A 22,949-nucleotide genomic window follows, 5' to 3' on the forward strand; every position below is an offset into this window, starting at 1 on the left:
AGCAATATGACTATAGCAAGCCCTGCATCAATGCGCTTTGATACAACAGTTTGGCTCGCGCGCCAGTACCGCAAAACATCAATATGGGCTTTGGCATCGCATGATAAAAGTCAGCAAACTGCTCTACAGTCAGCATACTTAAGCGCTCATCATCAAATGGTAGATGATGATAGGTTAGATTTGCTTCCTTCGTGGCAGTCGCTAAATCACAGCTGTTGGGCTGTGTCTCGATCTCAGCGTCTGGACGTATATTGAGTACTGAGCGATAGCCAAGCTCGGCAATTTTGATACATTGGCTTGGATAGATTTGCTTATAAATCGTTATGTCATCGGTCATAAATAGCTTCAGTTATCGTTGTTAATATATATTTATTATTGGGGTCTTGGCAGAAATGATAAAAATAAGGTCATGCATTATTGAGAATGAAAAGATAGGGTGATATGTGTTTATGTACCATTACTCTGTTCAGTCAATCTAGCATAACACAGGCTCTATCATAGCGATATTGTGCGATAGACGACAGTAGCGATTGAAAGTGTGGTACAAAAATAATGACGCCGCTATCTATCCTTTAGAGCATCGACGGCATCTAACGTACTGAGATAGACCTGCCCTGACAGCTCACTAATAAGCGGGGTCTGCCCGATGATATCCATGACAGGGCCCTTAATAAAGCTAAAATGTAAGCGCTTGTCTTGCAGCGCAAGCTCTTTATTTAAGGTACTGAGCATCTCTTGTGCTGTCAGATCAATATGATTGACCGCGGCCATGATCAAAACAATTTCCTGCGCTGCTGGATATTGCTGCATGGCATTTAGAATACGGCGATGTACCGATTCACTATTACCAAAAAACAAACTCTCATCGATACGCAGCATCAATAAATTGTCAAAAGTCACCACATCGTGACGATTAATATTGCGAAAGTGTCCTGTACCGCCCAGCTGTCCCACGATGGCGACATGTGGCTTACTTGATTGCCAAATCAGGCTGGCGAATGACACCATTAGGCCAATGACCAAACCTGTATTTAGCCCAAATATAAGCACACCGACGAACGCTGCCAAGAAGCTAGACCCATCCAAGCGATCGCGTTGCCAAGCAGATTTCAAGGTTGCAATATCTATCAGACCAATGATAGAAGCCATGATGGTTGCACCGAGTAACGCATAGGGTAGCGGTGCGAGTGCATTGCTAAAGGCAATCAGCGCGGCAGTCATTACCAGCACCGTCACAAGGCTGGCAAGCGGTGTCTTTGCCCCTGAGTCAGCATTGATCGCCGTGCGCGAAAAGCCACCTGCGACCGCAAAGCTTTGAAACAGTCCGCCAGACAGATTGGCAAGACCAAGACCAGTCAGCTCATGGTTGGCATCGAAGCTCTCACCACGCAAGCGTGCGTAAGTACTGGCAACGGAACTGCTTGAGACAAAGACGATCAGTGCCATCAACCCTGCAGTCGGCAAGAGTTTGAGCGCTTCCTGTAGATCGGTCATATGCGGTAGCGTAAAGCTGGGTAAACCTTGTGGAATACTACCAATGGTCGCAACCCCTAGCGAATTCCAGTGCAATAGCATACTCAGCACGATGGCGATAATCAGTAAAACCAGTGGAAATAAACGTTCGGCCCATTTGGCATATGATGATGACAGCCACGTTCGCCATACCCATTGACTCGCATAGCGGTTAGCGACCAAAAGTACAAACGCGATAATACCAATCACTAAGGTTAGCGGATGCACCTGACTGGCATAACGCTGCATGGTAGATAAATAGCCAACCAAGCTGCTACCAGCGATAGGTATCGCCATCAGATACTTTAGCTGACTGACAAAGATAAGCACTGCCGCACCGCTCACAAACCCTGCTGAGACACCGCGACTGATAAACTGCATGATCCAGCCAAGCTTTAGCCGCCCTGCAATCCACAGCAGCGTCCCTACCATGAGTGCCAATAAACTCGCCATCAGGGCATATTGCTCTGTGCCTTGCTCAGCATAAGGCAGTAGACCACTGGCCGTCATGATGGCAGTAATCGCGACAGGCCCGACGGCTTGTACGTTGCTAGAACCCAGCCAAGCGTAGACGAGCACAGGCACGATCGCAGAATACAGACCATACACGGGCGGCAGACCAGCAAGTACTGCATAGCCTAGGCTTTGCGGTATCACCAATACGCCCACCACCAGTCCTGCGACGAGATCGGTCGGTAACGCCGTGAGCTGGTATTGGCGCAGCCAAGTAGGAATCAGACGAGCAGCGATAGAAGACATATCAATACATCACCAAGATAGAAAGCAGTATAAAACAGTCAGGCGAGTACGGCATTATTCGGTTTTGGCACAAAATCTCTGATAAAGCAGCTCTAGTACGGCCAAGGCATCGTCACTTGCGATGCTATAGTAGATTTGCTTGCCTTCACGGCGTGTCGCAACCAGCTCGTCTTTACGCAAGATACCCAGCTGCTGCGACAAGCTTGGTTGTCCAACACCGACCAGTCCTTCAAGCTCACCGACACAGTATTCACCTTGTGTCAACTGGCAAAGCAGAAGCAGACGATCAGGGTGCGAGAGCGACTTTAGTAGCTGGCTGGCTTGCATCGAGGCTTGTTGCATTTGTTTAGCAAGATCGATAGATGAAAAGTCTGCGCTATCAGATGACACATCATCGTTAGCGCTGTGAGTAGACATACTCATTGCTGAATTAGAAGTAGCCAGAATAAGCTCCTTATATAATAGGGCAGTCACTGCCATATTATTTTTAATAATATATGGTTGATTATCAATGATATCGCGCCACATAGCAAGATATCATTATTTACATTATATAAATTGATAAAATGTGTTGCAGTTGCTATATTGGTGATAACAAAAAGTCGTAAATATAAGCAAACATTATATACGACTCAATATCATACTTAAGGGTTAATTAGAGATAAAAAAAGCCCTATAGCAAAAACATTCATAGATAAGTAAAGAGGCAACCATGCAAGTTCATTCTTTCTTAGATAGAGACACAGAAACCTACACTCATGTACTTGCCGATGTCGAGCAGCAAGTGTGTGCGATTGTCGATCCAGTATTAAATTTTGATGCAAAATCAGGCAGGACGAGCACGAGCAGCGTTGACGAGGTCATTGAGTTCGTACGTGAGAATGATTGGACGCTCGAATACATTATTGAAACTCATGCGCATGCTGATCATTTATCGGCAGCTATCCACGTCAAAGAAAGCCTTGGTGGACAACTGGTCATTGGGCAGCACATCACCGAAGTACAAAAAATATTTAAGCAAATCTTTAACTTTGATACCAGTTTCCGCACTGATGCCAGTCAGTTTGATATTTTGACGGACGATGGTGAGACGCTAGCGCTTGGTAGTATCACTATCACTGCGATGTATGTGCCAGGACATACCCGTGCTGATATGGCTTATATGGCTGCTGATGATGAGAAAACAGTGGTGTTCGTCGGCGATACATTGTTTGCGCCTGACGTGGGTACCGCTCGCTGTGATTTCCCAGGTGGTGACGCAAAGACGCTTTATCGCTCTATTCAAAAACTGCTCGCACTCCCTGAAGATACTGTGATGTACTTGTGTCATGATTATCCTAGTAAGGGTCGCCAGCATTGCCCAACGACCACGGTTGCGGCGCAAAAATTAGAAAATATCCATGTCAAAGACAGTATCAACGAAGCAGAGTTTGTGCAAATGCGTGAGCGCCGCGATGCGACCTTGGACATGCCGCGTCTGATTATCCCAGCGGTACAAGTGAATATTGATGCGGGGAAATTTCCAGAGCCAGAAGACAACGGTACGCGTTATCTAAAAGTGCCCATTAATGTCCTTGGTGAATAAGCCAAGTAGCGCTATGGGTGACCATTACTACCTAATAAATGAGATATAAAGGACACAGTCATGAAAATAAATATCGGCAGTACTGAACGGTTACTACGTATTATTGTTGGCGTGGTGATTATCGCATTAGGTATATATTATGGCAGTTGGTGGGGCGTAATCGGCTTAGTTCCTTTACTAACAGGATTATCGCGTTTTTGCCCTCTGTATAGCATGCTTGGTATGAATACCTGCAAGCGCTAAGTGGTTCAATAAAGGGAGAGGACAGTGAATCCATACGAGCGTTACGTATTGCCAAAGCTGATAGATGTCGCTTGTAGCACAGGCAATGTAATGAAAGCTCGGTCCAAAATTGTTCCTCAGGCGTTCGGTGAGGTATTAGAGGTTGGCATTGGTAGCGGTCTAAATTTGCAGTTTTATGATTCCAAAAAAGTCTCTGCTATTATCGGTATTGACCCAGCGGCTCAGATGCAGACGCTAGCACGGCAGCGAGCCGCTGACATTAGCATTCCAGTTGATGTGGTAGCGGTGGATGTGCAGGGTATTCATGCTGATACGGATCGATTTGATACTATTGTTATGACCTTTACCTTGTGTAGTATCGACGATCCGATCTCAGCATTACAAGAAATGACGCGTGTGCTGAAACCTGACGGTCGCTTGTTATTCTGTGAGCATGGCTTGGCGCCAGACATTTCTGTCGAGCGCTGGCAGCATCGATTGACGCCTTTTTGGAAACCGATGGCGGGCGGTTGTCATTTAGATCGTGATATTCCAGCATTGATTAGAGCAGGTGGTTTTGTCATCGATGAGTTAACTGAAGCGTACTTACCCGGTCCACGACCGATGAGCTATGTGTATAGTGGCGTGGCACAGCAAGTGGTATAAAGAACGAGTATTAGCAACTATGTTAAAATTATTCATGCAAGCATCTTTTGCAGACAGCTTTCATTCGTAGATACCAACAATGAATCTTTAAAAAGTAAAGCGATTAGAATAATTAAAATAGGAATCAAATGATGAGTGAACACAGTTTTCATTTAGTATGCCCACACTGCCAAGCAACCAATCGCGTGCCTGCTGCACGGCTAAGCGCTGCACCGAAATGCGGTAAGTGTGGTCAGCCATTATTGACCGCAAGCCCGCACGAGCTTAATGCACAAACGGCCAATAAGGTTATCCAGAAGAACGATGTATTGACCATTGTAGATTTTTGGGCGAGCTGGTGCCAGCCGTGCATTATGATGGCGCCAGAGTTCAAGACGGCTGCTGGTCAATTGCCGCAGGTGGTGTTTGCCAAAGTACAAACAGATAAATACGAGCAAGCGGCAGCCCCTTATAACATCCGCAGTTTACCAACGATGGTAGCCTTTAGAAATGGTAAGGAAGTTGCGCGTCAGTCAGGCGCACTACCAAGCAACCAAATTGTTCAGTGGGTGCAAAGCTTGCAGGCGTAGGGCTTAGTAAAGTAGTATTCGTCAGATTAGGACAATGCTTGTAAGCTATAATGATAAAAAAGCCAATATGCTAATCGCGTATTGGCTTTTTTCTTGTGTCATGATAACAATTTAACAGTATTGTATTACCGCTAGATTTTTCTTGGCCTAAATCTTATTCACCATAAATCTTTATGCCATTGGCAAAACTACAGCGTTGAATACGGGCAGTTTGTACGATGGCATCACGCTCACCGTATAGCCGTGACAACTTTGCATCACGCGCTTTCGTATTGTTGCTTTTGCCAACCCCAAAGCTAATATTGGGAGAGATACCCCAACGTCCTGCAGAGACGCCAACACCTACACCCGAAGCCGACAAGGTAGATTGCTCATTGCGCGCTGCTTCGACATAACGGTTGACGCGATTGTACTCTTGGCTCAATGCTTGGCAATCATAGTTTTGATAAGTACTTGGCGGCACATATTGCGGCGTGACATTGCCAGTAGAGGCACAGCCTGAGAGCGCAAAAACGCCAACTGTTGCCAGTAGTGTCGCTGTGGTAAACGTTTTCATAGTGGCTCCATTAGGCTAAGTGATTGTATTTATATCTATTTAAGATAGCAAAAATAGCATGATTAAGATATTGAAAAAATATAAATGGTTAAATATTTTACGGTCTTATCAATACGAATGCTTGTGCGATAGCAGTACGATATTTACTCAAAATATTGAAGCTCTGCTACAACAACAATTACTTATCAAAATAGGTTGGCGGGTTTGGCAAAGGCAAGTATTACAATACCAACATATGCGATAGCTGAAATCAGGATACCTGTTTTGCTCTGAGTAGGTGTCGCATGAGCATTAAAGGCTTTGATGCTTGAGCTAATCGCTGCGATAAGTAAGATAATTTTGGCAAACACCCACTGTACAGGCGCATTAACACTCATCAGTTGCATGAGCATGATGGCGCCTGACAAGATCAGTAGTGCATAGATAATATGAGTGGCGATTTTGACTACGCGTGGCGCGCGTCTATTTGCGCTGAGCACTAAGTAGCTCTGATATAAGAACAGCACAATGGTCAGTACCGCCATCAGCATGTGTAGATGTTTCATCGAATGTTGCTCCTGCTAGACCTACATTATATGGGCTTATTTAAGACATTTTATTTTCAGCTATTTATTTTGACCCGCGCATAATGGACTGTCAGGGCTTTGACCTTGCCATTCTGTCGGCGTGTAGGCATGAATGGCTAAGGCATGTACTTGACCGCCTTGTGACGTCAATAAAGGCGTAACCAATCCATATATTAGCTGATGACGCCCGACCAGTCGCTTGCCTTCGAACGCCTCACTGACGATAGTGAGCTTAAAGTGGCTTTCTTTGCCTTCGAAGTAACCAGCATGAGCCATCGACTCATTGATTAGTTCGATGTGCTGCGGCTCTAGAGCCTGTAGCTTGGCATGAAGTGCATCGGCGGTAGGTGTAGTGCTCATAACAATCCTTCAATGTATATTGCGCAATTCTATTAGGCAATCTGCAAATGATATCTATCGGCATTATAGCAGACAGAGCAGTCGGTATAGTGCGTGATTAAAAAGCCTTTGCTGTCTAAACAAGCCCCAATAAAAAAGCAAAGCATAGCGTATTGGCTATACCTTGCTTTTCGTATCTACATACTTGATAAATCAAATATCAAAGTAGAGGGTGACGTATTAACGACGCGACCTTTGATAAAGTGGCATTACTTTTGGCATCAACGATTGTAGCTCCGCGATACGGCTGCTACTTGTTGGGTGAGTGCTTAGAAATTGAGGCGGCTCGCCTTGGCTCGCACGCTGCATTTTTTGCCATAAAGTAATAGCGGCTTGCGGGTTATAACCTGCGCGTGCCATTAATTCAAGACCAATTTGATCGGCTTCACTTTCTTGGGTACGACTGTGCGGACGGCTCAAGCCTAGATCACCAGCAACGCTTGCTAGCTGCGCTTGACCTTGTGATAGACCAAAGATGCTAGCAGCAACACCGATACCTGTTTGGGTCGCGTATTCGCGTGAAATGCGTTCACGTGAGTGCTCACGTAATGCGTGAGAGATTTCATGACCCATGATCGCAGCAATCTCATCATCAGTTAAGTTCAAACGGTCAATGATGCCTGAGTAAAACATAACCTTACCACCTGGCATAACAAAGGCATTCAACTGGTCAGATTTGATCGTATGTACTTCCCATTTCCATTTTGCCGCATCTGCACGATAAACGCCCACTTGACCAACCAAACGATTAGCAATGTTTTTTAAGCGATTTAGTTGGGCGGTATTGGTATCTAATACACCTTTTGATCTTGCATCTTGCAATGTCTTAGCGTAGCTCTGTGCAGATAGCTGCAATACTTGCTCGCTAGAAACCAATAATAACTGCTGACGATCGACGCCGATGGCACCAGTATTGGTGGTACTGGTACAACCAGTCAATGTCAGTGCGGACAATGAAGCCGCCATCACACTAGTGGTCAATAGTTTTTTCATGAAAAGCATCCTCTCGATAAATGGTAAAAAATAAAATCAAACAAAGTAAATCACGTTGCAGTAGGTAATGGCGCTATTTTTTATGGCTCTTTATCGACGCCCAATCACCTACCAAGACAGTAAAAGCCTGTTCGAGCTGTCATTGTAGATAAGTATAATAATGTTAACCAAGTAAAACCAAGATAGGAAAAGTAACAATAGAGCGTATGATTGTAAGTGAAATAGACATTGCTCATAATGAAGTAACGTTTTGCTTTTAGTCATAACAAAGAACTTTTTATAGTCATGTACAAACGTGACATAAGGTGAATTATAGATCTATGAGGTTTAACCAAAGTAGTAGGTATCAATGAAAGAAGATAAAACCTCAAAGTGCTATTATTAAGATAAAATAATTTATATTCTTCTAAAAGTAATTCCTGTTTTTAAATCAATTGCTTATGTTGAATTTCCTCAAAAACGAAGGTCTGAACTAAAAATATTAGCCATAATTTTTAAAAAAGGTGTTGACACCCACAGAATATTTGCTAAAATAGCCAGCCTATCGAGACGGAGTAGTTGTTAACAACACAACGATTCGATAATAAGCGGGAATAGCTCAGTGGTAGAGCATAACCTTGCCAAGGTTGGGGTCGAGAGTTCGAATCTCTTTTCCCGCTCCAAATATGGCTTGAAAAAGCGCAAAAAGCCTCACTTTATAGTGAGGCTTTTTTTTATGCGTAAAATCCAACTTAGCGCTACTTTTTAGATGAATAATAGAAGACAAAGGACAGATCGACGCTCTATGGAAAGAAGACAAGGTAGCAATAGCTGTCATGGGTGCTATGCACTAGACGTATCAACCTAAATACTTGAGTATTTTCAATCTATAAGCAATATAAGGGCACGTCATGCCACCAAAACCGCTCACCCAGATTAGCGCCAAGCTTGCCTTTATTATCTCAGCCATCGTCATTGCTATTATGGGTATTACCATGATTGGCTTTGGCTGGGTACCGCATTTGTCTCTTATCCTTGCCATCTGTGTGCTACTCGCTATTGGTATGACCAAAGGTCTGAGCTTTGATGACATGCAAGCACAAATGGCCTCAGGGGTCATGCGTGGTATCGGTGCCATCTATTTGTTCTTCTTTATTGGTTTGATGGTTGCCGCTCTCATGATGTCTGGCGCCATTCCCACACTTATGTACTTTGGTTTTCAGCTCATCTCTCCTGAGTATTACTATATCTCTGCCTTTATATTAACGTCCATTATCGGTATTGCCTTGGGCAGTAGTTTGACGACGGCTGCAACACTTGGTGTGGCCTTTATTGGTATGAGTAATGCCTTTGATGCCAATGTGGCGATAGCAGCAGGTGCTGTCGTTTCAGGCGCGTTCTTTGGTGATAAGATGTCGCCCTTGTCTGATACCTGTACCATCGCGTCCTCTGTGGTGGGTATTGATCTGTTTGAGCACATTCGCAACATGATGTATACGACAGTGCCTGCGTGGATACTAACCGTCATCTTGTTCTGGATGTTCTCAGGACAGACGGTCAGTGCTGATTTGAGTCAAGTGACCATACTACAAGGACAGCTAATAGAGAGTGGCCTGGTTCATGGTTATTCGGTATTACCCTTTGTGATATTGGTGGGGTTAGCTCTGTTTCGGGTCAATGCGATTTATACGATTATTTGTACGATTGCCGCTGCACTCATCATTACTTATGTCCATAGCTCACCAAGCTTTGGTCAATTAGGTGGTTATCTGTTTGCCGGTTATACGCCTGCTGAGTCATTAGAATTGGGTGAGGTGGGCGGTATGCTGTCGCGTGGCGGTGTACAGAGTATGTTCTTTACACAGGCGATTGTGATATTGGCACTGAGTTTAGGTGGTCTGTTGACGGCACTAGGGATTTTGCCAGCACTGCTATCTGGTATTAAGGACACCTTGACGACGTCAGGACGGGCGATCTTTGCCGCAGCGATGTCGGCACTAAGTATCAATGTGCTGATCGGTGAGCAGTATTTGAGTATTCTATTATCCGGTACGGCATTTCGGTCGACGTTTGAGCGCTTGCACCTGCATCCTAAGAATTTGTCGCGGACGATTGAGGATGCAGGAACGGTGATCAATCCATTGGTGCCTTGGAGTGTGTGCGGGGTGTTTATCAGTCAGGCGTTAGGGGTGCCGGTATTAGAGTATTTGCCGTATGCGTTTTTCTGTTATTTGTCACTACTATTAACACTGCTGTTTGGCTTTACGGGGCTGACGATTAGTAAAAGGGTAAGCAGGCGATGATTTTAATAAAGACAGTTTATAAATAGTGCTATTTTTTATAATGGTTAACTTATTTCTTATCTTAAGATCCAAAGCATTATATGAGTGCAGTTATTTGCGGTGAGATACATATTGCTTCATTTGAAAGTGTAGATATCTGAGCGCAACAGTAGAGTAGGCGTATATAAGCCGCAAAAAGCATCATCCAATGAGTAGTCGGATGATGCTTTTATGATTTTAGTCATGACAGTTTTTGATAACTTTTAAATTGATGAGAACTTTTGGAAATATCGTACTCAATAGATTGAATCGTTTAATTAATTGAACATCTCCAAGCGATACTATTTATATCATTCAAAACAAATGCGAGCGGCGTCATTACAGAATGTTTGCTTACCATTTTTAAAGCCTGCCAATGCTTGAGCGTTGGTTCTAATCGTCTCTACCGCGTCTTTTGCTTCTAATATCACTAACGTCGCTGGTGCTCCTACTACTATCTCTGTCTGCTTTGAGAGTAGCTGAGCTGCGTTCTTGGTAATCATATTAAACACATCTGCTATCTGTTTATCCTTTGCTAACTGTGCGACATTGGCGTACATATTCGCCATTCTGACCAATGAGGCATCGCCATAAGGTGTGAAAGCATTCAAAATATTATTACTAGAGAGGGTCGTATTGATACCCATCTCTAAAAGCTCATTGGCATTCACCATGCCTCTAGGAATTAGAGAATCATAATCACGCCCATTTAAAAACATATCAGTGGCAGGTAAAACAGTCAAAGTAATATCAGCGCGTTTCAATAACGCTGCCATCTCTGTGCGCTTGTCTTTCTCCATTGCAGACAGTTTGGTCACATGCCCGATAGACACACGGCCTTGGTAATGGCGTTTGATGGTTTCTTCAACCAGTTTTGGAATGCTGGAGTTTTTTTGATCCAAATCAAAATCGAGATGAAAATCAACATCGACGTCAAATTGTTCTGCCAAATCAAACACCATCTCGATATGTTTGTCAGGGTTATCATCTTTATAAGGACAACCGCCAACTAAATCAGCGCCTTGCGACAATGCGAGTTTTAATAGCTCATAGGTATGTGGCGCATTGGTTAATCCTGATTGGGCAAAAGCACAAATCTCTATATCAATAGCAAATGCGTATTTATCTCGCGCTTTTTTTATGGCATTAAACGCCCGCATTTCTGTTTTTGAATCGGTTTCGACAAAACTACGTAGACCAACGGTGCCTTTTTTGATGGCCATTTCAATCACTTTTGATGCGCGCTCAAACACATCTGCTTGTGTAAATTCTGCTTTCGCCTTGCTGGTTTCTTCAACGGCTTCGTCTAAATCACCTTGCTCTATCGTGCAACGATTTAGGATGCAGGCTTTGTCAAGATGAATGTGACTCTCAAAAAATCCTGAGCAGACAAAATTGCCTTTAGCATCAAAAATAGCGGTTGGCTCATTGTCATTATTTTTAAATGCCTCCGAGATGTTGTTAATACTCTCAATATGAGAGCCATTTATACTGATATTGACCAAGTTTTCTCGATTGGCCAATCGGGCATTTTTTATGAGTAAATCTGACATTATGTTTCTCTTATTGTTTGATGAAGCCTGCGAAAAAATCTATTAAATTCAAAATCAAAAATGCCATTTTGCGCTCTAAAGTAGAATGATTATTGATTGGTATGGTTTTTCCTACTCAGCGGTCGTTATTTGTTCTTGAATGGTTAGGTACAAATGTGCTCTGAGTTGCTATATAGCATATAATAATTGATATGGGATGACGGCTTTGTTTACGAGCACGCTATAGTTCCTGTACCTAAAAACACACTTAAATGTCTGTATTGAATTATCATCACTTTCTTCAATATAAATCAAATAATTTAAGTTTAGCTAATAATTAGGTAAGTAGTGAATAAGTATCAAGCAGTTTATTACGATTGAATTGCACAAGCGTTTTCAAGAGAAATTATCTCATCTACACACAAACAAATGGATAGGAAAAAAGTATGTCAAATATTAATGAGTCTTTGAAAGAATTAATGGATCTTGATGGTGCTATGGGTGCCTGTATCGTTGATTACATGTCAGGTATGGTACTAGGCATGATTGGCGGTGGTGTTGATTTAGAACTGGCTGCTGCTGGTAACTCGCAAGTCGTAAAAGCAAAAGTAGCAACGATGAAATCACTAGATATCAAAGGTGAAATCGAAGATATGTTGATCACACTAGAGTCTCAGCTGCACATCATTCGTCCGACAGCCAGTCATGAAGATTTATTCATCTACCTAGTACTTGATAAATCAAAAGCGAACCTTGCATTGGCACGCCGTAAAGTACAGTCAATTGAAAGCAAATTAGAAATATAATTTGGCTAACATCAATCAAGCCGTCGTTGGTTTGTTGAGTCCTACTTATTGCTGATAGTGCACTAAACATTATGAGTAATAAGGTCAAATTCGTTATATGCGTACTGTGTATAACGAATTATTATTTTATACATGGTTATAAAGAATTCATTGAGTTTTGGATGTTCTATCAAATGGTGGCAAAATGAAATGTGTTGCATATGTCAGCAGAGCGCCTATCAAAGATCGCAGTGTACGTATGCCTGCTGGATTATCAGATATTGTCAGAGTCTCTAGCAAGCATAATCCAGAGTTACAAATCACTGGTATCATATCTTATCGCGAAGGGCAGTACCTTCAGGTGCTCGAAGGCCCTTATGCTGCAGTAGATAAGTTGATGGCCAAGATAGCATCTGATCCTAGGCATGAAGATATTTGGATTTTTCTTGAAAAAAATGTGACAGAGCGCAGCTTTAATAATTGGGGCGTCAGCGTATTTGACTTTGTAGATAAAGGCACTTTTTTTGATACTTTTATTGAAAATAATAGTGCGATTTTAAATAGTTTTGATGAACTACAAACCAAGCGTATTCAGCCTTTCTTTGACACAAAAAAATCCAATAACGCGTCAAAAAAGGACTATAAAGGCAAAAGTCTTAAGTTATTGGCTTGGCCTGACTTAAATCATGAAAGTAACCCTCAAATGATTATGGATTTGTGTGTTAAATTGACCAAAAAACCGTATCCATTTGATGCGTTAGTAGATAGTGGCGAGTTTGGCTCACTTGATCAAATCACAAAAATGATAGTGGGATTTGAGCAATCAGGTATACTAAATGTGACAGACGCACAGCCATTAGATGAGCAAAAGGTTAGTGAAAAAAAGCCTAACAAATTTTACGGTGCGATCAAAAGATTCTTAGGAATGAGGTAAAAAATTGAATTATCAAAAGCTAGCTATCATTGGTGAAGTGGGCGCCGGAAAAACTCGAATGGTTAAGACGTTGAGTGAGATAAGTCCTTTCGAGACAGAAGCAAAATCTAGTATCGATATTGGTAAAGAGTACACTACCGTCGGTATTGATTATGGAAGAATCACCCTGTCTGATGATATGGCATTAGGTATCTATGGGGTTCCAGGTCAAGAGCGTTTTTCGTTTTTGTGGGAATTCGTCAATCACTCCTTGTGGGGTTTGCTAATCCTGATCAAGCATGGCGAGACGCCTGATTATGCTAACTTAGATAAACTGCTACATTTTTTTGCACCAGCAGAAAAACAGACGACTTGTATTATTGGTATTACCCATTGTGAAGATGCTGATAAACAAAGCTTGGCAGCGCTCGGACAAGAAATCAGAGTCATGCTGATGGAGCATGATATAGTGGCTCCAGTAATCAATACAGATCCTAGAAATAAAGAGTCCGCCGTGTCTCTATTATCATTATTTAATACCCTGAACAATCAAGGTTGATGTTAGATATGACTACACAAAACGAAAAATCACCAGCGAAAATAGAACTCTTAAAGCACATGAAAGCCTTGTGTGAAGCCAATAGAGAAATCATATTGGTCAGCCTATGCACCACAGATGGTTTTCCTATCAGCTGCTTCTCGATCAAAGAGTTGAGTAACCAATCCGACAAGTTTGCGGCGATGAGCAGTACGCTATCAGCGCTCAGCGACTCATCAGCTACCCAGATGAAACAAGGAAAGTGCGATATCACGATCGTTGAAGCCACGTCTGGCAACATGCTATTTGTCAAAACGGATTATATCGGCAAGCCATGTGTATTAACCGTTGTGGCACAAGACAAGATGGCATTAGCAGAAGCAAGATATAAGACTAAGAAGCTGATTGGTGAAATTTCAGCGATTACTGAGTAGAGTCAAATTATTGACAGTAGAGCGCTTCGTAGAGTAGCCTCGGCGCTATACTTTGTAAAAAATTAACCTTGCGCAATTAACTCCTATCAAAAATCATCCCAATAGGGATGATCACCAAAGCGCTCGGCAATGAAGTCAATCAAATAACGACAACGCTGCGATAAAAAACGATTTTTTGGATAGACGGCATACGCGTTTAGTATTGGCAATTGATACTGCTGCAAAATCGGTACAAGCTCGCCACGTGCCAGTTTTTTATAAGCGATGAAAGTTGGAATGACGGTAATGCCATGTCCTTTTACTGCCAAATCCGTTAAAAACTCACCATTGGTGGCTTTAATTTTGGCATTCATCGCGTGATAATGTTTTTTCCCTTGTGCGTCAATCAGCTCTATGCTGTTTGTTTGACCAAGACTGTATTGCAAAAACTCATGCCCCTCCAAATCTTCTAATGTATCAGGTGTGCCCATTCTTTTTAGATAGTCGGGACTGGCGCAGATGACGCAACGAATTCGTGCCAGCGGCTTTGCTTGATAACTAGAATCTCGTAGCTCTCTGATTCGAATAGCCAGCTCATATCCTTCTTCAATCAAATCAACATGCCGATCAGAAAAATCCAACTCAAACTTCAGGTTTGGGTGCTGATTGGCGTATTCATCAATCACATCAGTCAGATGCATAAGACCAAACGATAACGGCGCTGTCATCTTTAGCGTACCCCCAATGCGCGTTGGCGTGTCACTGGTAGTCTCGTTCAAGGCATCAACCGCGTTTAAGATACTGTTGACCTGCTGATAATACTGCTCACCTGCTTGTGTCAAGTGAGAGTGGCGCGTCGTACGGCTGATCAATTGGCTGCCTAGGCGCGTCTCCAAGTCTTTTAGGCGGCGGCTGACGGCTGACTTTGCAATATTTAATTGCTCAGCCGCTTTGGTGATACTGCCTGCCTCGACAATGCGTACAAACATCGCCATGTCTTCTAATTGTCCCATTATCGATGCCTCATGATTGTTCTTATAAAAAGAATAGTTATTTGCATTTATGTCTGTTTATCTCTGTATAGTCAACAATTATAATAGATACATTGTTCAATCACGTGAATTAATAACAAATATATAGATGATAAACGTGTTGATAATTAAGGATAAATAATGAAAACGATCTATCATGCAGCAGAATCCCGCGGTAATGCCAACCATGGCTGGCTCAAAAGCCGTCATACCTTTAGCTTTGCCAATTACTATAATCCTGAGCGTATGGGCTTCGGGGTCTTACGTGTCATTAACGATGATTTTGTCATTGGTGGTCAAGGGTTTGGCAACCACTCGCACCGTGATATGGAAATTATCAGCATTCCTTTAGCTGGCAAACTGGCGCATGGCGATAGCATCGGTAATGAAGGCATTATTGAGACGGGTGAGATCCAAGTCATGTCAGCGGGCACAGGCATCACTCATAGTGAAATGAATGGCAGTCGTGAAGAAGCCGTAAGGTTTTTACAAATCTGGGTCATGCCAAATAAAATGAACGTTGCCCCTCGCTATCAGCAAGTGCATATGGGGACAATCATGACAGCCAACCAATTTAATCAAGTGTTATCGCCAAATGTGGATGATGCAGGGGTTTGGATTCATCAAGATGCTTGGTTCAGTATGGGAGAGTTTGATAAAGGCGTGACGCAGACCTATCAGCTAAACAATCCTAATAATGGTGTTTATATTTTTGTTATCAGTGGCAAAGTCGTTGTAAACGGTAACATTTTGGCTACTCGAGATGGCCTTGGGGTTTGGGATACTAAGCACTTCACTATGGAAGCGGAAGAGGCTGCAAAAGTATTGCTGATGGAAGTACCGCTATCTTTGTAGATGAATAGGACATATACCAAGAGGTGTCATATGACAATTAGAACTCTAGAGCCACGATTGACTGAGGTTGGCGGTGTTCCTATTGCTCGATTATTGCCCAACAAAGGCAAACAGCCCATTGGCGCGTGGTGCTTTTTGGATCATGCAGGGCCAGCTGAGTTTGATCAAGATGATTCAGGTGTGCAAGTTGGGCGCCATCCGCATACCAATCTACAGACGTTTAGTTGGATGATTGAAGGTGAGATTTTACACAAAGACAGCTTGGGTAGCGCGCAAGTCATTGCCAAAAACCAAGTCAACCTCATGACAGCAGGTACTGGGCTGACACAAGGTATCAGCCATACAGAGCAAAGCGTTTTTTTGGACAATGCTGACTCAGATGTTGCTCACTCAAGCGCCGCTGCACGTCATATCAATATGATACAGCTATGGATCGCTTTACCCACTGACCAGCAGATTGAACGCAGTTTTCATCACTATCCGGAGCTGCCAACATGGACTGAGGGCAACGTCGAGCTGATTCTGACCACAGGTAGTTATAAATCAGCGTCTGGTGAGCACCATCAAGCGCCAACGTTGCAGTACTCAAAGATGGTTGGTATCGATGTGTATTTTTTAGAAGACGGAGACGTCACGCTGAATTTGGAGGCGAGCTTTGAGTACGGTATTTTAGTGGTTGTCGGTACGTTAGAGTCTGAAGGTCAGGTGTATAAAAAAGACCAATTATTACGTTTTCATCGTACAGACGTTTCTAACGATACGACGATAACGCTGGTCGCAAAGAAAGGCACACGCTTGATGTTTATTGGCGGTGAGCCTCTGAATAACAAGGTGCTGTTGTGGTGGAACTTTGTCGCTGATAACAAAGAAGAGCTTGAGCAGTCAGTGATCGATTGGAATAATGGCCATGAGCGTTTTGGCAAGGTTGATTCTGATATGCAGCGTCTGGTGGCACCAGAACTACCCAAAGGCTTCAAAGGCTAATTATCAACACGCAAAATTTATTAAATTATTTTTCAAAGATAATCGCTATCGTTAAGTTTTTTTTACAAAAAAGTTATGGGGTTTTAAGTGAATTGTTCCGATAATAGCGCAAATAAACAAACTATTTCATAAAAACTTGTTGATCATAAGATTGACAAGGTCTATTAACCCAAAGCAAACCATTCCTACAATAATATGGAGAAGTACTATGTCAGAACTAAAAGACTTACAGCAATTAGCAGAGAAACGCCGTACTATTTATGCACTAAGCGACCAGTTGCCAGTATCTAACGATGAAGTCGTAAAAGTAGTTGAGCATGCTGTCTTGCATACACCATCATCATTTAACTCGCAATCAACGCGTGTCGTTGTGTTATTCGGTGATGATCATCACAAACTATGGGATATGACTGAAGAAGCGCTACGTGCAATCGTCGGTGATGAAGAAGCGTTTAAATCTACCAAAGATAAAATTGCTGGTTTTAGAGCGGGTGCTGGTACGGTACTGTTCTTCGAAGATAAAGCAGTGGTGAGAGGCATGCAAGAAGCGGCGCCTTTGTATGCTGATAATTTCCCAATTTGGGCAACTCAGACCAACGCGATGCATCAGTATGTCATCTGGACGGCACTAGCAAGCATTGATGTCGGTGCAAACTTGCAGCACTACAATCCAGTAATCGATCAGAAAGTTGCGAGCACTTGGAATATCGATGCAGACTGGGAACTAAAAGCGCAAATGGTATTTGGTAAGATTGAGCAGCCAGCAGGCGACAAAGAATTCAAGCCACTTGATGAGCGTATGAAAGTGTTTGGTGCTTAAGATAAGCAGCCTATTGCTTTATTTTAGGAAGTATCCTAAATAAAATATATGCCACATAAAAAACGCCACCCAATCATCGGGTGGCGTTTTTTTATGAATAATAAAAATCAAAGACAGTACAGCTATACTGGATGTTTGCAGAACTGATACGACAATTTAATGATTATTTACGTTGCATTAAACTGTTGGCGACCCACGCTGGACCGATTAACAAAAACTGTAAATCTTCAAAAAACGAGGGTTTTTTGCCTTCGATTTTATGACCAATAAACTGACCAATCCAAGCAACGACAAATACTGCCGCCCACGCTTTAAATCCCCATGGCATAGCCGCCATGACCGACAGACAAAGCAGAATAAACAGCCCCATTGCCAAAAATAGCGGCGTAGATAAGCGTATATAAAACAGTAATACCAACGCGCTCAGTACGAGAGTAAACCACACAGACAGCGACATTCCCATGCCCAGCAGGCTAACAAAAATCGTTGGGACACATAGCCAATGGATTTTTTTGTTGATTAAGTTTTGGTGACTGACCGCGTACTCACTGAGCCACTGCTCAAGCGTGCGTTTGGACATTCTGGGTTGACGAGACATACTAACCTCCTTGTTAGTAAATGAAATAAGACACTGATATGCGCTATCAATTTAAATATCAACAGGCGCAATTAGTACCAGTTGTAGCACTAATTGCGCGTGTCTACCATTTTATCTGATAGACGGCACAGTCAATTTCACTCGTGTTGCCAATGCGATATTAGTAGGACTTATCTTGATATCTCAAACGCTTTTTTCTACAGATGTTGCTATTAACCTCGTTCGCTACGATGCCATTCATAAAGACCGACAAAGGCGTTTACTTGATAAACCATGGTTTGAATCGCAAAAATATAGTTGCCAGACATGAGATTGACGATCAGCCACACAAAATTGACGATGATCCATAACCACCAGTTAAAGGAATAACGCAGGATCATGGCGGCTTGCGCGGTAATAGAAAGTACAAAGGCAATGACGTTGATCCAAAAGAAAGAGATGAATCCCAAAAACAGACTATTATCATCTTCTACGACTGCATAACCGTAGCTCGCCAGTAGATCATTGACGGTTGGGAAAAGGGCAAGACCAATGACGATAAATGCGGCAGTGATTAACCAAACGGCTTTGCTCGCTGATTTGGGTATCATGTCGCCATCAGGGTCGGTGTGTTTTGACCAATAAAAGATGCCATACACATGAGTGAAAAAGTTAAACAGGGGCGCGAGCATCAGACCCACTGCGCCAGATGTTGCTTGTACAATGACTTCCCCTGCGGTTGCGCCCATACCAAAGCCATTGCCCATGACGTTTTTGCGAAATGACAGCGAGACCACACAAACCAGACCAATAAACGAGACAGCCAAGTAAAACCAATCAAGCGTGGTGTGGTCTGTTGTGAGCCAAAAACCTGCGGACAGAGCAATGACCCCACAAATAAACCAAACGATGATCCATTGCATCGACCATTTTCCGGTGATGTTATCCAATAGCTGAATACGCATAAATTTTCCCCTAAAGTAAATACTGATTTTAATATAGTGCTAACGACAACATAATGTTAACTACAACGCGCTAGCTGAATAAATTATTATTATAAATGTGGCATTTATTGGTATAGCTTATTATTTTTTGCTATAGATATGCTGATCGATAAATTGCAGTGCTTGCTGATAACGAGCATCGTAATCTGGCTGGTCAATCATATGCGGTGTGATGTCGTGACGCGCAAAAATGTCTAGTAGGCGCTGCTCGAACCGTCCGCGTGCTTCAGGGGTACCCAAAGAGCGCATACCATCATCGACCCATGGCGTATTGTTGTCGAGCATGATGGTGTGGTCTAACCGAAACTCATCGATACAAGCCGCGACAAAAGGATGCGTGTGACCCTCATACTCTTCACAAAATGCTTGCGTCGTCACAAAATCTGTATCGACGATCGTGATCGGAGCCGTCGCACGGGCTTTGGCCGCTCGTATCGCTTGCGCATGATCCAGACAAATAGGGCCGTAATCGCTGTACTGTAGCCCAACCTCACTACCGCCCAAATCTGTGCCCACATATATACGCCCCATCTCCAGCGCAAAGCTCGCGCCATAATAATTGGCAAGCTTATGCACCAGTGTTGTCTTGCCAGAGCTTTCACCGCCGACGATCGCAACGGTTTTTGTATAGTTGGCGCGTGCCTCTGGATGAATTGCTGACCAGTGGGTGACTGGGTCGCGAGCAATGGCATATGAGTCGAACTCAGGCTGTAGCGGAGTAGTGACCACTTGTAGGATAAGCTGCTCCTGTACATCACTCTGCGTCAGTGGGTGGTTCTCCGCCATAAACAATACTGTCTCTGTAGGAAGTGCAAGTGCCTCTATCAACCGCTGCAACTTAGCATTGCTAATCGCCACATCGATCCTGACATCCTCGCTGCTATCATAAAGATGCTCGTGAAGCGGTAACTCGATTTCATCAGTCGTGTGAATATGAATAAATGGCAGGTCTGCACAGGCCATCTGTAACCAACGCGCTTTGTCTTGCAAAGTGATCGTAAAATCTGGATGCGGTGATGGATGCGCCATAATGACGATATGCAGAGTCTTTGCTTGTCCTGCTGCTTCTAATATGCTGCGCATTTGCCCCAAATGTAAGGGCTCAAAGTGTCCAATCATCAATCCGTTGTCGTACATAGCCATCCTTATTTTGTTTTAGGCTTATATTTGTTTCAGATTTAAGGGCAAACCCTCTAAAACCTGAGTTACTTATCAGCATGGTATAAAGGTTTTGGAGGATTTACAGGTAGGTTATTGTAAACCTGACTTATATTTGACTCTTACGCAGATTATTAACTTTTTCATCATCGGTTTTTGTGTGAATCTAAAAATAAAAAGCGAGTGGTGATTTTTTGACAGTTGAAGGTTTGAATGGTCATTATTACTATCAAATATTTAGCAAAACGCCGCTTATCTCTTTGATTCATTTAAAAAATAATGAACTGTGTAAGTAGCTAAAGCAAGGTTTTAGCAACAAAATAGATTCTGAAACATTTTGAAATAACTATTTAAAATCAGGGGCTTGCGTGGTGGTATGACAGGTTAGGGCAAGCTTACGTATCATAAACTCACAAAGTACGTCTATACCTTCAACAGATAAATTTTCCAGAATTGATATACTCATTTGTAAGTTGGCAAGGCGAGGTAGCCTTAAGACTCAAAAAGTAAGAAAAGAAGAAAAATATATTATAAAAATAGACAATAGAGAGGTATTTAGTTTGGCTAAGTTAGCAAAATTACATCGCTCACAAAATAATCGCATGATAGCGGGTGTGATGGGCGGTATTGCAGAATATGTTGGTTGGTCACCTACATGGGTCAGATTACTATTTGTAATTGTCTCATCATTGAGTGCTGCTGTACCGGGTATTTTGATCTATATCGTATTATGGATAATCATGCCAAAAGCCAATAGCGATTCCTATCAATAACCGGATTTGATATTTAGACATTAAGACCCGTTAAAAGAAGTAAGTCTGTACCAAAAGCAGTTGTCCAAAAAGTAGTCTCCAAAAATAAAAAGCCTGAATCATCAGGATGCCCAAGACACAATTTTCCTCCTGCCCGAATGCTCACGCATTTGGGTATTTTTTTGTTTTCAAGATTAGTCGCCGGTCAGGCATTTTTTATGATGATTTGGTCGTAAATCAGGGATATAGCCGCGTGTTTTTTTCGACAACGCAAATTTAGTTAACGTAAATATGGATAAAATAGTCAATTTTTAGTAAGGTGAGCAGGCAAATAGCGTCGTTGCCAAATAGGTGACGAGTGCTATCAGAGATTTATTTAATCATACCCATTTCACAGTGACTTACTATGAAAACCCAAACTATGACATCCGAAGCGACAACCCCGATGATACAAGACAAAGACTCTCAACCGATGACTTTTCAGGACTTAATCCTAACCCTACAGAATTATTGGGCTGACAAGGGCTGCGTAGTATTGCAGCCTTACGATATGGAAGTCGGCGCGGGCACATTTCATACCGCTACGTTTTTGCGCTCATTAGGGCCTGAGCGCTGGAACGCCGCCTATGTACAGCCATCGCGTCGCCCGACTGATGGTCGCTACGGTGACAACCCAAACCGTTTACAACATTATTATCAGTTCCAAGTCGTGCTAAAGCCGAACCCACCTAACATCCAAGAGCTATATCTGGACTCGCTACGCGCTATTGGTATCGATCCATTGGTGCATGATGTGCGTTTTGTGGAAGACAATTGGGAATCACCAACGCTTGGCGCATGGGGACTTGGCTGGGAGATTTGGCTAAACGGTATGGAAGTGACTCAGTTCACGTACTTCCAGCAAGTCGGCGGTATTGAGTGTTTCCCTGTTACAGGCGAAATCACTTACGGTCTTGAGCGTTTGGCGATGTATGTGCAAGGCGTGGATAGTGTTTACGACCTAGTATGGGCAGATGGTGAGTTTGGCCGCGTCACTTATGGCGATGTGTTCCATCAAAACGAAGTGGAACAATCGACCTATAACTTTGAGCACGCCGATGTGCCAATGATGGGTGAGATGTTCGATTTTTATGAGCAGCAAGCGGATAAGCTGGTTGAAGCAGGATTGCCATTGCCAGCCTATGAGATGGTCTTAAAAGCCTCTCATGCGTTTAACTTACTCGATGCTCGCGGTGCCATTTCAGTCACGGAGCGTCAGCGTTTTATTTTGCGTGTACGCACACTGGCACGTAAGGTTGCCTTTGGCTATGTTGAAGCACGTGCCAAATTGGGCTTCCCATTGGCTGATGAGGCACATCGCGCCGAGGCACTGGAGAAGTATTTGCCCAAAGAAGATACAGCAACAGACAGCTTAGCAAAAGAAACCACTGACAACAATCAACCGACGAACAAGCAATAGG

General features: G+C 43.0%; 26 protein-coding genes and 1 tRNA gene. 15 read left to right on the forward strand and 12 right to left on the reverse strand.

What is annotated here, in order from left to right; genetic code table 11:
* Positions 1 to 10: 10 nt before the first annotated feature.
* The 3 genes from ACTXGK_RS17820 to ACTXGK_RS17830 form a co-directional block, all read right to left on the reverse strand.
* A complete protein-coding gene (locus ACTXGK_RS17820) occupies positions 11 to 337 on the reverse strand; it encodes a protein tyrosine phosphatase family protein (RefSeq protein WP_371532859.1) in 327 nt (108 codons plus the stop codon).
* Positions 338 to 561: 224 nt separating this feature from the next.
* Positions 562 to 2,271 (reverse strand): SulP family inorganic anion transporter, encoded by a 1,710-nt coding sequence (locus ACTXGK_RS17825; protein WP_443515874.1) that lies wholly within the window; start codon positions 2,269 to 2,271, stop codon positions 562 to 564.
* 54 nt (positions 2,272 to 2,325) lie between these two features.
* Entirely contained in the window at positions 2,326 to 2,688 is a 363-nt protein-coding gene (locus ACTXGK_RS17830; protein WP_394211890.1) for an ArsR/SmtB family transcription factor, read from the reverse strand.
* Between the two features lie 295 nt (positions 2,689 to 2,983).
* On the opposite strand from ACTXGK_RS17830, the gene ACTXGK_RS17835 reads away from it, so the two are divergent.
* The 4 genes from ACTXGK_RS17835 to trxC all read left to right on the forward strand — a co-directional run bounded on the left by ACTXGK_RS17835 (position 2,984) and on the right by trxC (position 5,313).
* Positions 2,984 to 3,856, forward strand: a complete 873-nt coding sequence (locus ACTXGK_RS17835; RefSeq protein ID WP_443515872.1) for an MBL fold metallo-hydrolase — start codon at positions 2,984 to 2,986, stop codon at positions 3,854 to 3,856.
* A gap of 60 nt (positions 3,857 to 3,916) precedes the next feature.
* Entirely contained in the window at positions 3,917 to 4,099 is a 183-nt protein-coding gene (locus ACTXGK_RS17840) for a YgaP family membrane protein (RefSeq protein WP_201597955.1), read from the forward strand.
* A gap of 24 nt (positions 4,100 to 4,123) precedes the next feature.
* Positions 4,124 to 4,744: a class I SAM-dependent methyltransferase gene (locus ACTXGK_RS17845; protein WP_443515870.1), complete on the forward strand. Its 621-nt coding sequence runs from the start codon at positions 4,124 to 4,126 to the stop codon at positions 4,742 to 4,744.
* Between the two features lie 131 nt (positions 4,745 to 4,875).
* Positions 4,876 to 5,313: a thioredoxin TrxC gene (trxC, locus tag ACTXGK_RS17850; RefSeq protein ID WP_443516038.1), complete on the forward strand. Its 438-nt coding sequence runs from the start codon at positions 4,876 to 4,878 to the stop codon at positions 5,311 to 5,313.
* Positions 5,314 to 5,467: 154 nt separating this feature from the next.
* On the opposite strand, the gene ACTXGK_RS17855 is transcribed toward trxC, so the two are convergent.
* The 4 genes from ACTXGK_RS17855 to ACTXGK_RS17870 form a co-directional block, all read right to left on the reverse strand.
* Entirely contained in the window at positions 5,468 to 5,869 is a 402-nt protein-coding gene (locus ACTXGK_RS17855) for a hypothetical protein (protein ID WP_201597961.1), read from the reverse strand.
* 185 nt (positions 5,870 to 6,054) lie between these two features.
* Positions 6,055 to 6,414, reverse strand: coding sequence for a SirB2 family protein (locus ACTXGK_RS17860; protein WP_186473680.1), 360 nt, complete (start codon positions 6,412 to 6,414; stop codon positions 6,055 to 6,057).
* A 60-nt stretch (positions 6,415 to 6,474) separates the two neighbouring features.
* Positions 6,475 to 6,795, reverse strand: coding sequence for a BolA family protein (locus tag ACTXGK_RS17865; RefSeq protein ID WP_058025709.1), 321 nt, complete (start codon positions 6,793 to 6,795; stop codon positions 6,475 to 6,477).
* A gap of 219 nt (positions 6,796 to 7,014) precedes the next feature.
* On the reverse strand, positions 7,015 to 7,827 hold the full coding sequence (locus ACTXGK_RS17870) for a M48 family metallopeptidase (RefSeq protein ID WP_201597965.1): 813 nt from the start codon (positions 7,825 to 7,827) through the stop codon (positions 7,015 to 7,017).
* Positions 7,828 to 8,414: 587 nt separating this feature from the next.
* Between ACTXGK_RS17870 and ACTXGK_RS17875 the strand changes: the two genes are divergently transcribed.
* Both ACTXGK_RS17875 and nhaC read left to right on the forward strand, forming a co-directional pair.
* A tRNA-Gly gene (locus ACTXGK_RS17875) sits at positions 8,415 to 8,489 on the forward strand.
* Between the two features lie 228 nt (positions 8,490 to 8,717).
* Positions 8,718 to 10,109, forward strand: a complete 1,392-nt coding sequence (nhaC, locus tag ACTXGK_RS17880; protein WP_443515867.1) for a Na+/H+ antiporter NhaC — start codon at positions 8,718 to 8,720, stop codon at positions 10,107 to 10,109.
* Positions 10,110 to 10,438: 329 nt separating this feature from the next.
* On the opposite strand, the gene ACTXGK_RS17885 is transcribed toward nhaC, so the two are convergent.
* Positions 10,439 to 11,680, reverse strand: coding sequence for an amidohydrolase family protein (locus tag ACTXGK_RS17885; protein ID WP_443515865.1), 1,242 nt, complete (start codon positions 11,678 to 11,680; stop codon positions 10,439 to 10,441).
* A 425-nt stretch (positions 11,681 to 12,105) separates the two neighbouring features.
* On the opposite strand from ACTXGK_RS17885, the gene ACTXGK_RS17890 reads away from it, so the two are divergent.
* The 4 genes from ACTXGK_RS17890 to ACTXGK_RS17905 all read left to right on the forward strand — a co-directional run bounded on the left by ACTXGK_RS17890 (position 12,106) and on the right by ACTXGK_RS17905 (position 14,329).
* A complete protein-coding gene (locus ACTXGK_RS17890) occupies positions 12,106 to 12,465 on the forward strand; it encodes a hypothetical protein (protein ID WP_201597971.1) in 360 nt (119 codons plus the stop codon).
* Positions 12,466 to 12,649: 184 nt separating this feature from the next.
* On the forward strand, positions 12,650 to 13,378 hold the full coding sequence (locus tag ACTXGK_RS17895) for a BLUF domain-containing protein (protein WP_443515863.1): 729 nt from the start codon (positions 12,650 to 12,652) through the stop codon (positions 13,376 to 13,378).
* 4 nt (positions 13,379 to 13,382) lie between these two features.
* Positions 13,383 to 13,916: a GTP-binding protein gene (locus ACTXGK_RS17900; protein WP_201597974.1), complete on the forward strand. Its 534-nt coding sequence runs from the start codon at positions 13,383 to 13,385 to the stop codon at positions 13,914 to 13,916.
* Positions 13,917 to 13,924: 8 nt separating this feature from the next.
* The gene (locus ACTXGK_RS17905) at positions 13,925 to 14,329 is read left to right on the forward strand and encodes a roadblock/LC7 domain-containing protein (protein WP_371531801.1); all 405 of its coding nucleotides are present in this window, start codon (positions 13,925 to 13,927) and stop codon (positions 14,327 to 14,329) included.
* Positions 14,330 to 14,415: 86 nt separating this feature from the next.
* On the opposite strand, the gene ACTXGK_RS17910 is transcribed toward ACTXGK_RS17905, so the two are convergent.
* Positions 14,416 to 15,321, reverse strand: coding sequence for a LysR family transcriptional regulator (locus tag ACTXGK_RS17910; protein ID WP_443515860.1), 906 nt, complete (start codon positions 15,319 to 15,321; stop codon positions 14,416 to 14,418).
* A 159-nt stretch (positions 15,322 to 15,480) separates the two neighbouring features.
* On the opposite strand from ACTXGK_RS17910, the gene ACTXGK_RS17915 reads away from it, so the two are divergent.
* From ACTXGK_RS17915 to ACTXGK_RS17925, 3 genes are all read left to right on the forward strand, one after another.
* The gene (locus ACTXGK_RS17915) at positions 15,481 to 16,194 is read left to right on the forward strand and encodes a pirin family protein (RefSeq protein WP_443515858.1); all 714 of its coding nucleotides are present in this window, start codon (positions 15,481 to 15,483) and stop codon (positions 16,192 to 16,194) included.
* A 30-nt stretch (positions 16,195 to 16,224) separates the two neighbouring features.
* Positions 16,225 to 17,178 (forward strand): pirin family protein, encoded by a 954-nt coding sequence (locus tag ACTXGK_RS17920; protein WP_443515856.1) that lies wholly within the window; start codon positions 16,225 to 16,227, stop codon positions 17,176 to 17,178.
* 208 nt (positions 17,179 to 17,386) lie between these two features.
* Positions 17,387 to 17,998, forward strand: coding sequence for a nitroreductase family protein (locus tag ACTXGK_RS17925; RefSeq protein WP_443515855.1), 612 nt, complete (start codon positions 17,387 to 17,389; stop codon positions 17,996 to 17,998).
* A gap of 163 nt (positions 17,999 to 18,161) precedes the next feature.
* Here ACTXGK_RS17925 and ACTXGK_RS17930 read toward each other — a convergent pair whose 3' ends face one another.
* From ACTXGK_RS17930 to nadR, 3 genes are all read right to left on the reverse strand, one after another.
* Positions 18,162 to 18,596 (reverse strand): Mpo1 family 2-hydroxy fatty acid dioxygenase, encoded by a 435-nt coding sequence (locus ACTXGK_RS17930; protein ID WP_443515853.1) that lies wholly within the window; start codon positions 18,594 to 18,596, stop codon positions 18,162 to 18,164.
* A 212-nt stretch (positions 18,597 to 18,808) separates the two neighbouring features.
* On the reverse strand, positions 18,809 to 19,540 hold the full coding sequence (gene pnuC / locus ACTXGK_RS17935) for a nicotinamide riboside transporter PnuC (protein WP_443515851.1): 732 nt from the start codon (positions 19,538 to 19,540) through the stop codon (positions 18,809 to 18,811).
* 120 nt (positions 19,541 to 19,660) lie between these two features.
* Positions 19,661 to 20,716: a multifunctional transcriptional regulator/nicotinamide-nucleotide adenylyltransferase/ribosylnicotinamide kinase NadR gene (nadR, locus tag ACTXGK_RS17940; protein ID WP_443515850.1), complete on the reverse strand. Its 1,056-nt coding sequence runs from the start codon at positions 20,714 to 20,716 to the stop codon at positions 19,661 to 19,663.
* Between the two features lie 581 nt (positions 20,717 to 21,297).
* Between nadR and ACTXGK_RS17945 the strand changes: the two genes are divergently transcribed.
* Positions 21,298 to 21,510 (forward strand): PspC domain-containing protein, encoded by a 213-nt coding sequence (locus tag ACTXGK_RS17945; protein ID WP_201597988.1) that lies wholly within the window; start codon positions 21,298 to 21,300, stop codon positions 21,508 to 21,510.
* Between the two features lie 451 nt (positions 21,511 to 21,961).
* On the forward strand, positions 21,962 to 22,948 hold the full coding sequence (glyQ, locus tag ACTXGK_RS17950; RefSeq protein WP_371532046.1) for a glycine--tRNA ligase subunit alpha: 987 nt from the start codon (positions 21,962 to 21,964) through the stop codon (positions 22,946 to 22,948).
* Position 22,949 lies beyond the last annotated feature (1 nt).

Source organism: Psychrobacter sp. T6-5, from assembly GCF_052258485.2.
GTDB lineage: Bacteria > Pseudomonadota > Gammaproteobacteria > Pseudomonadales > Moraxellaceae > Psychrobacter.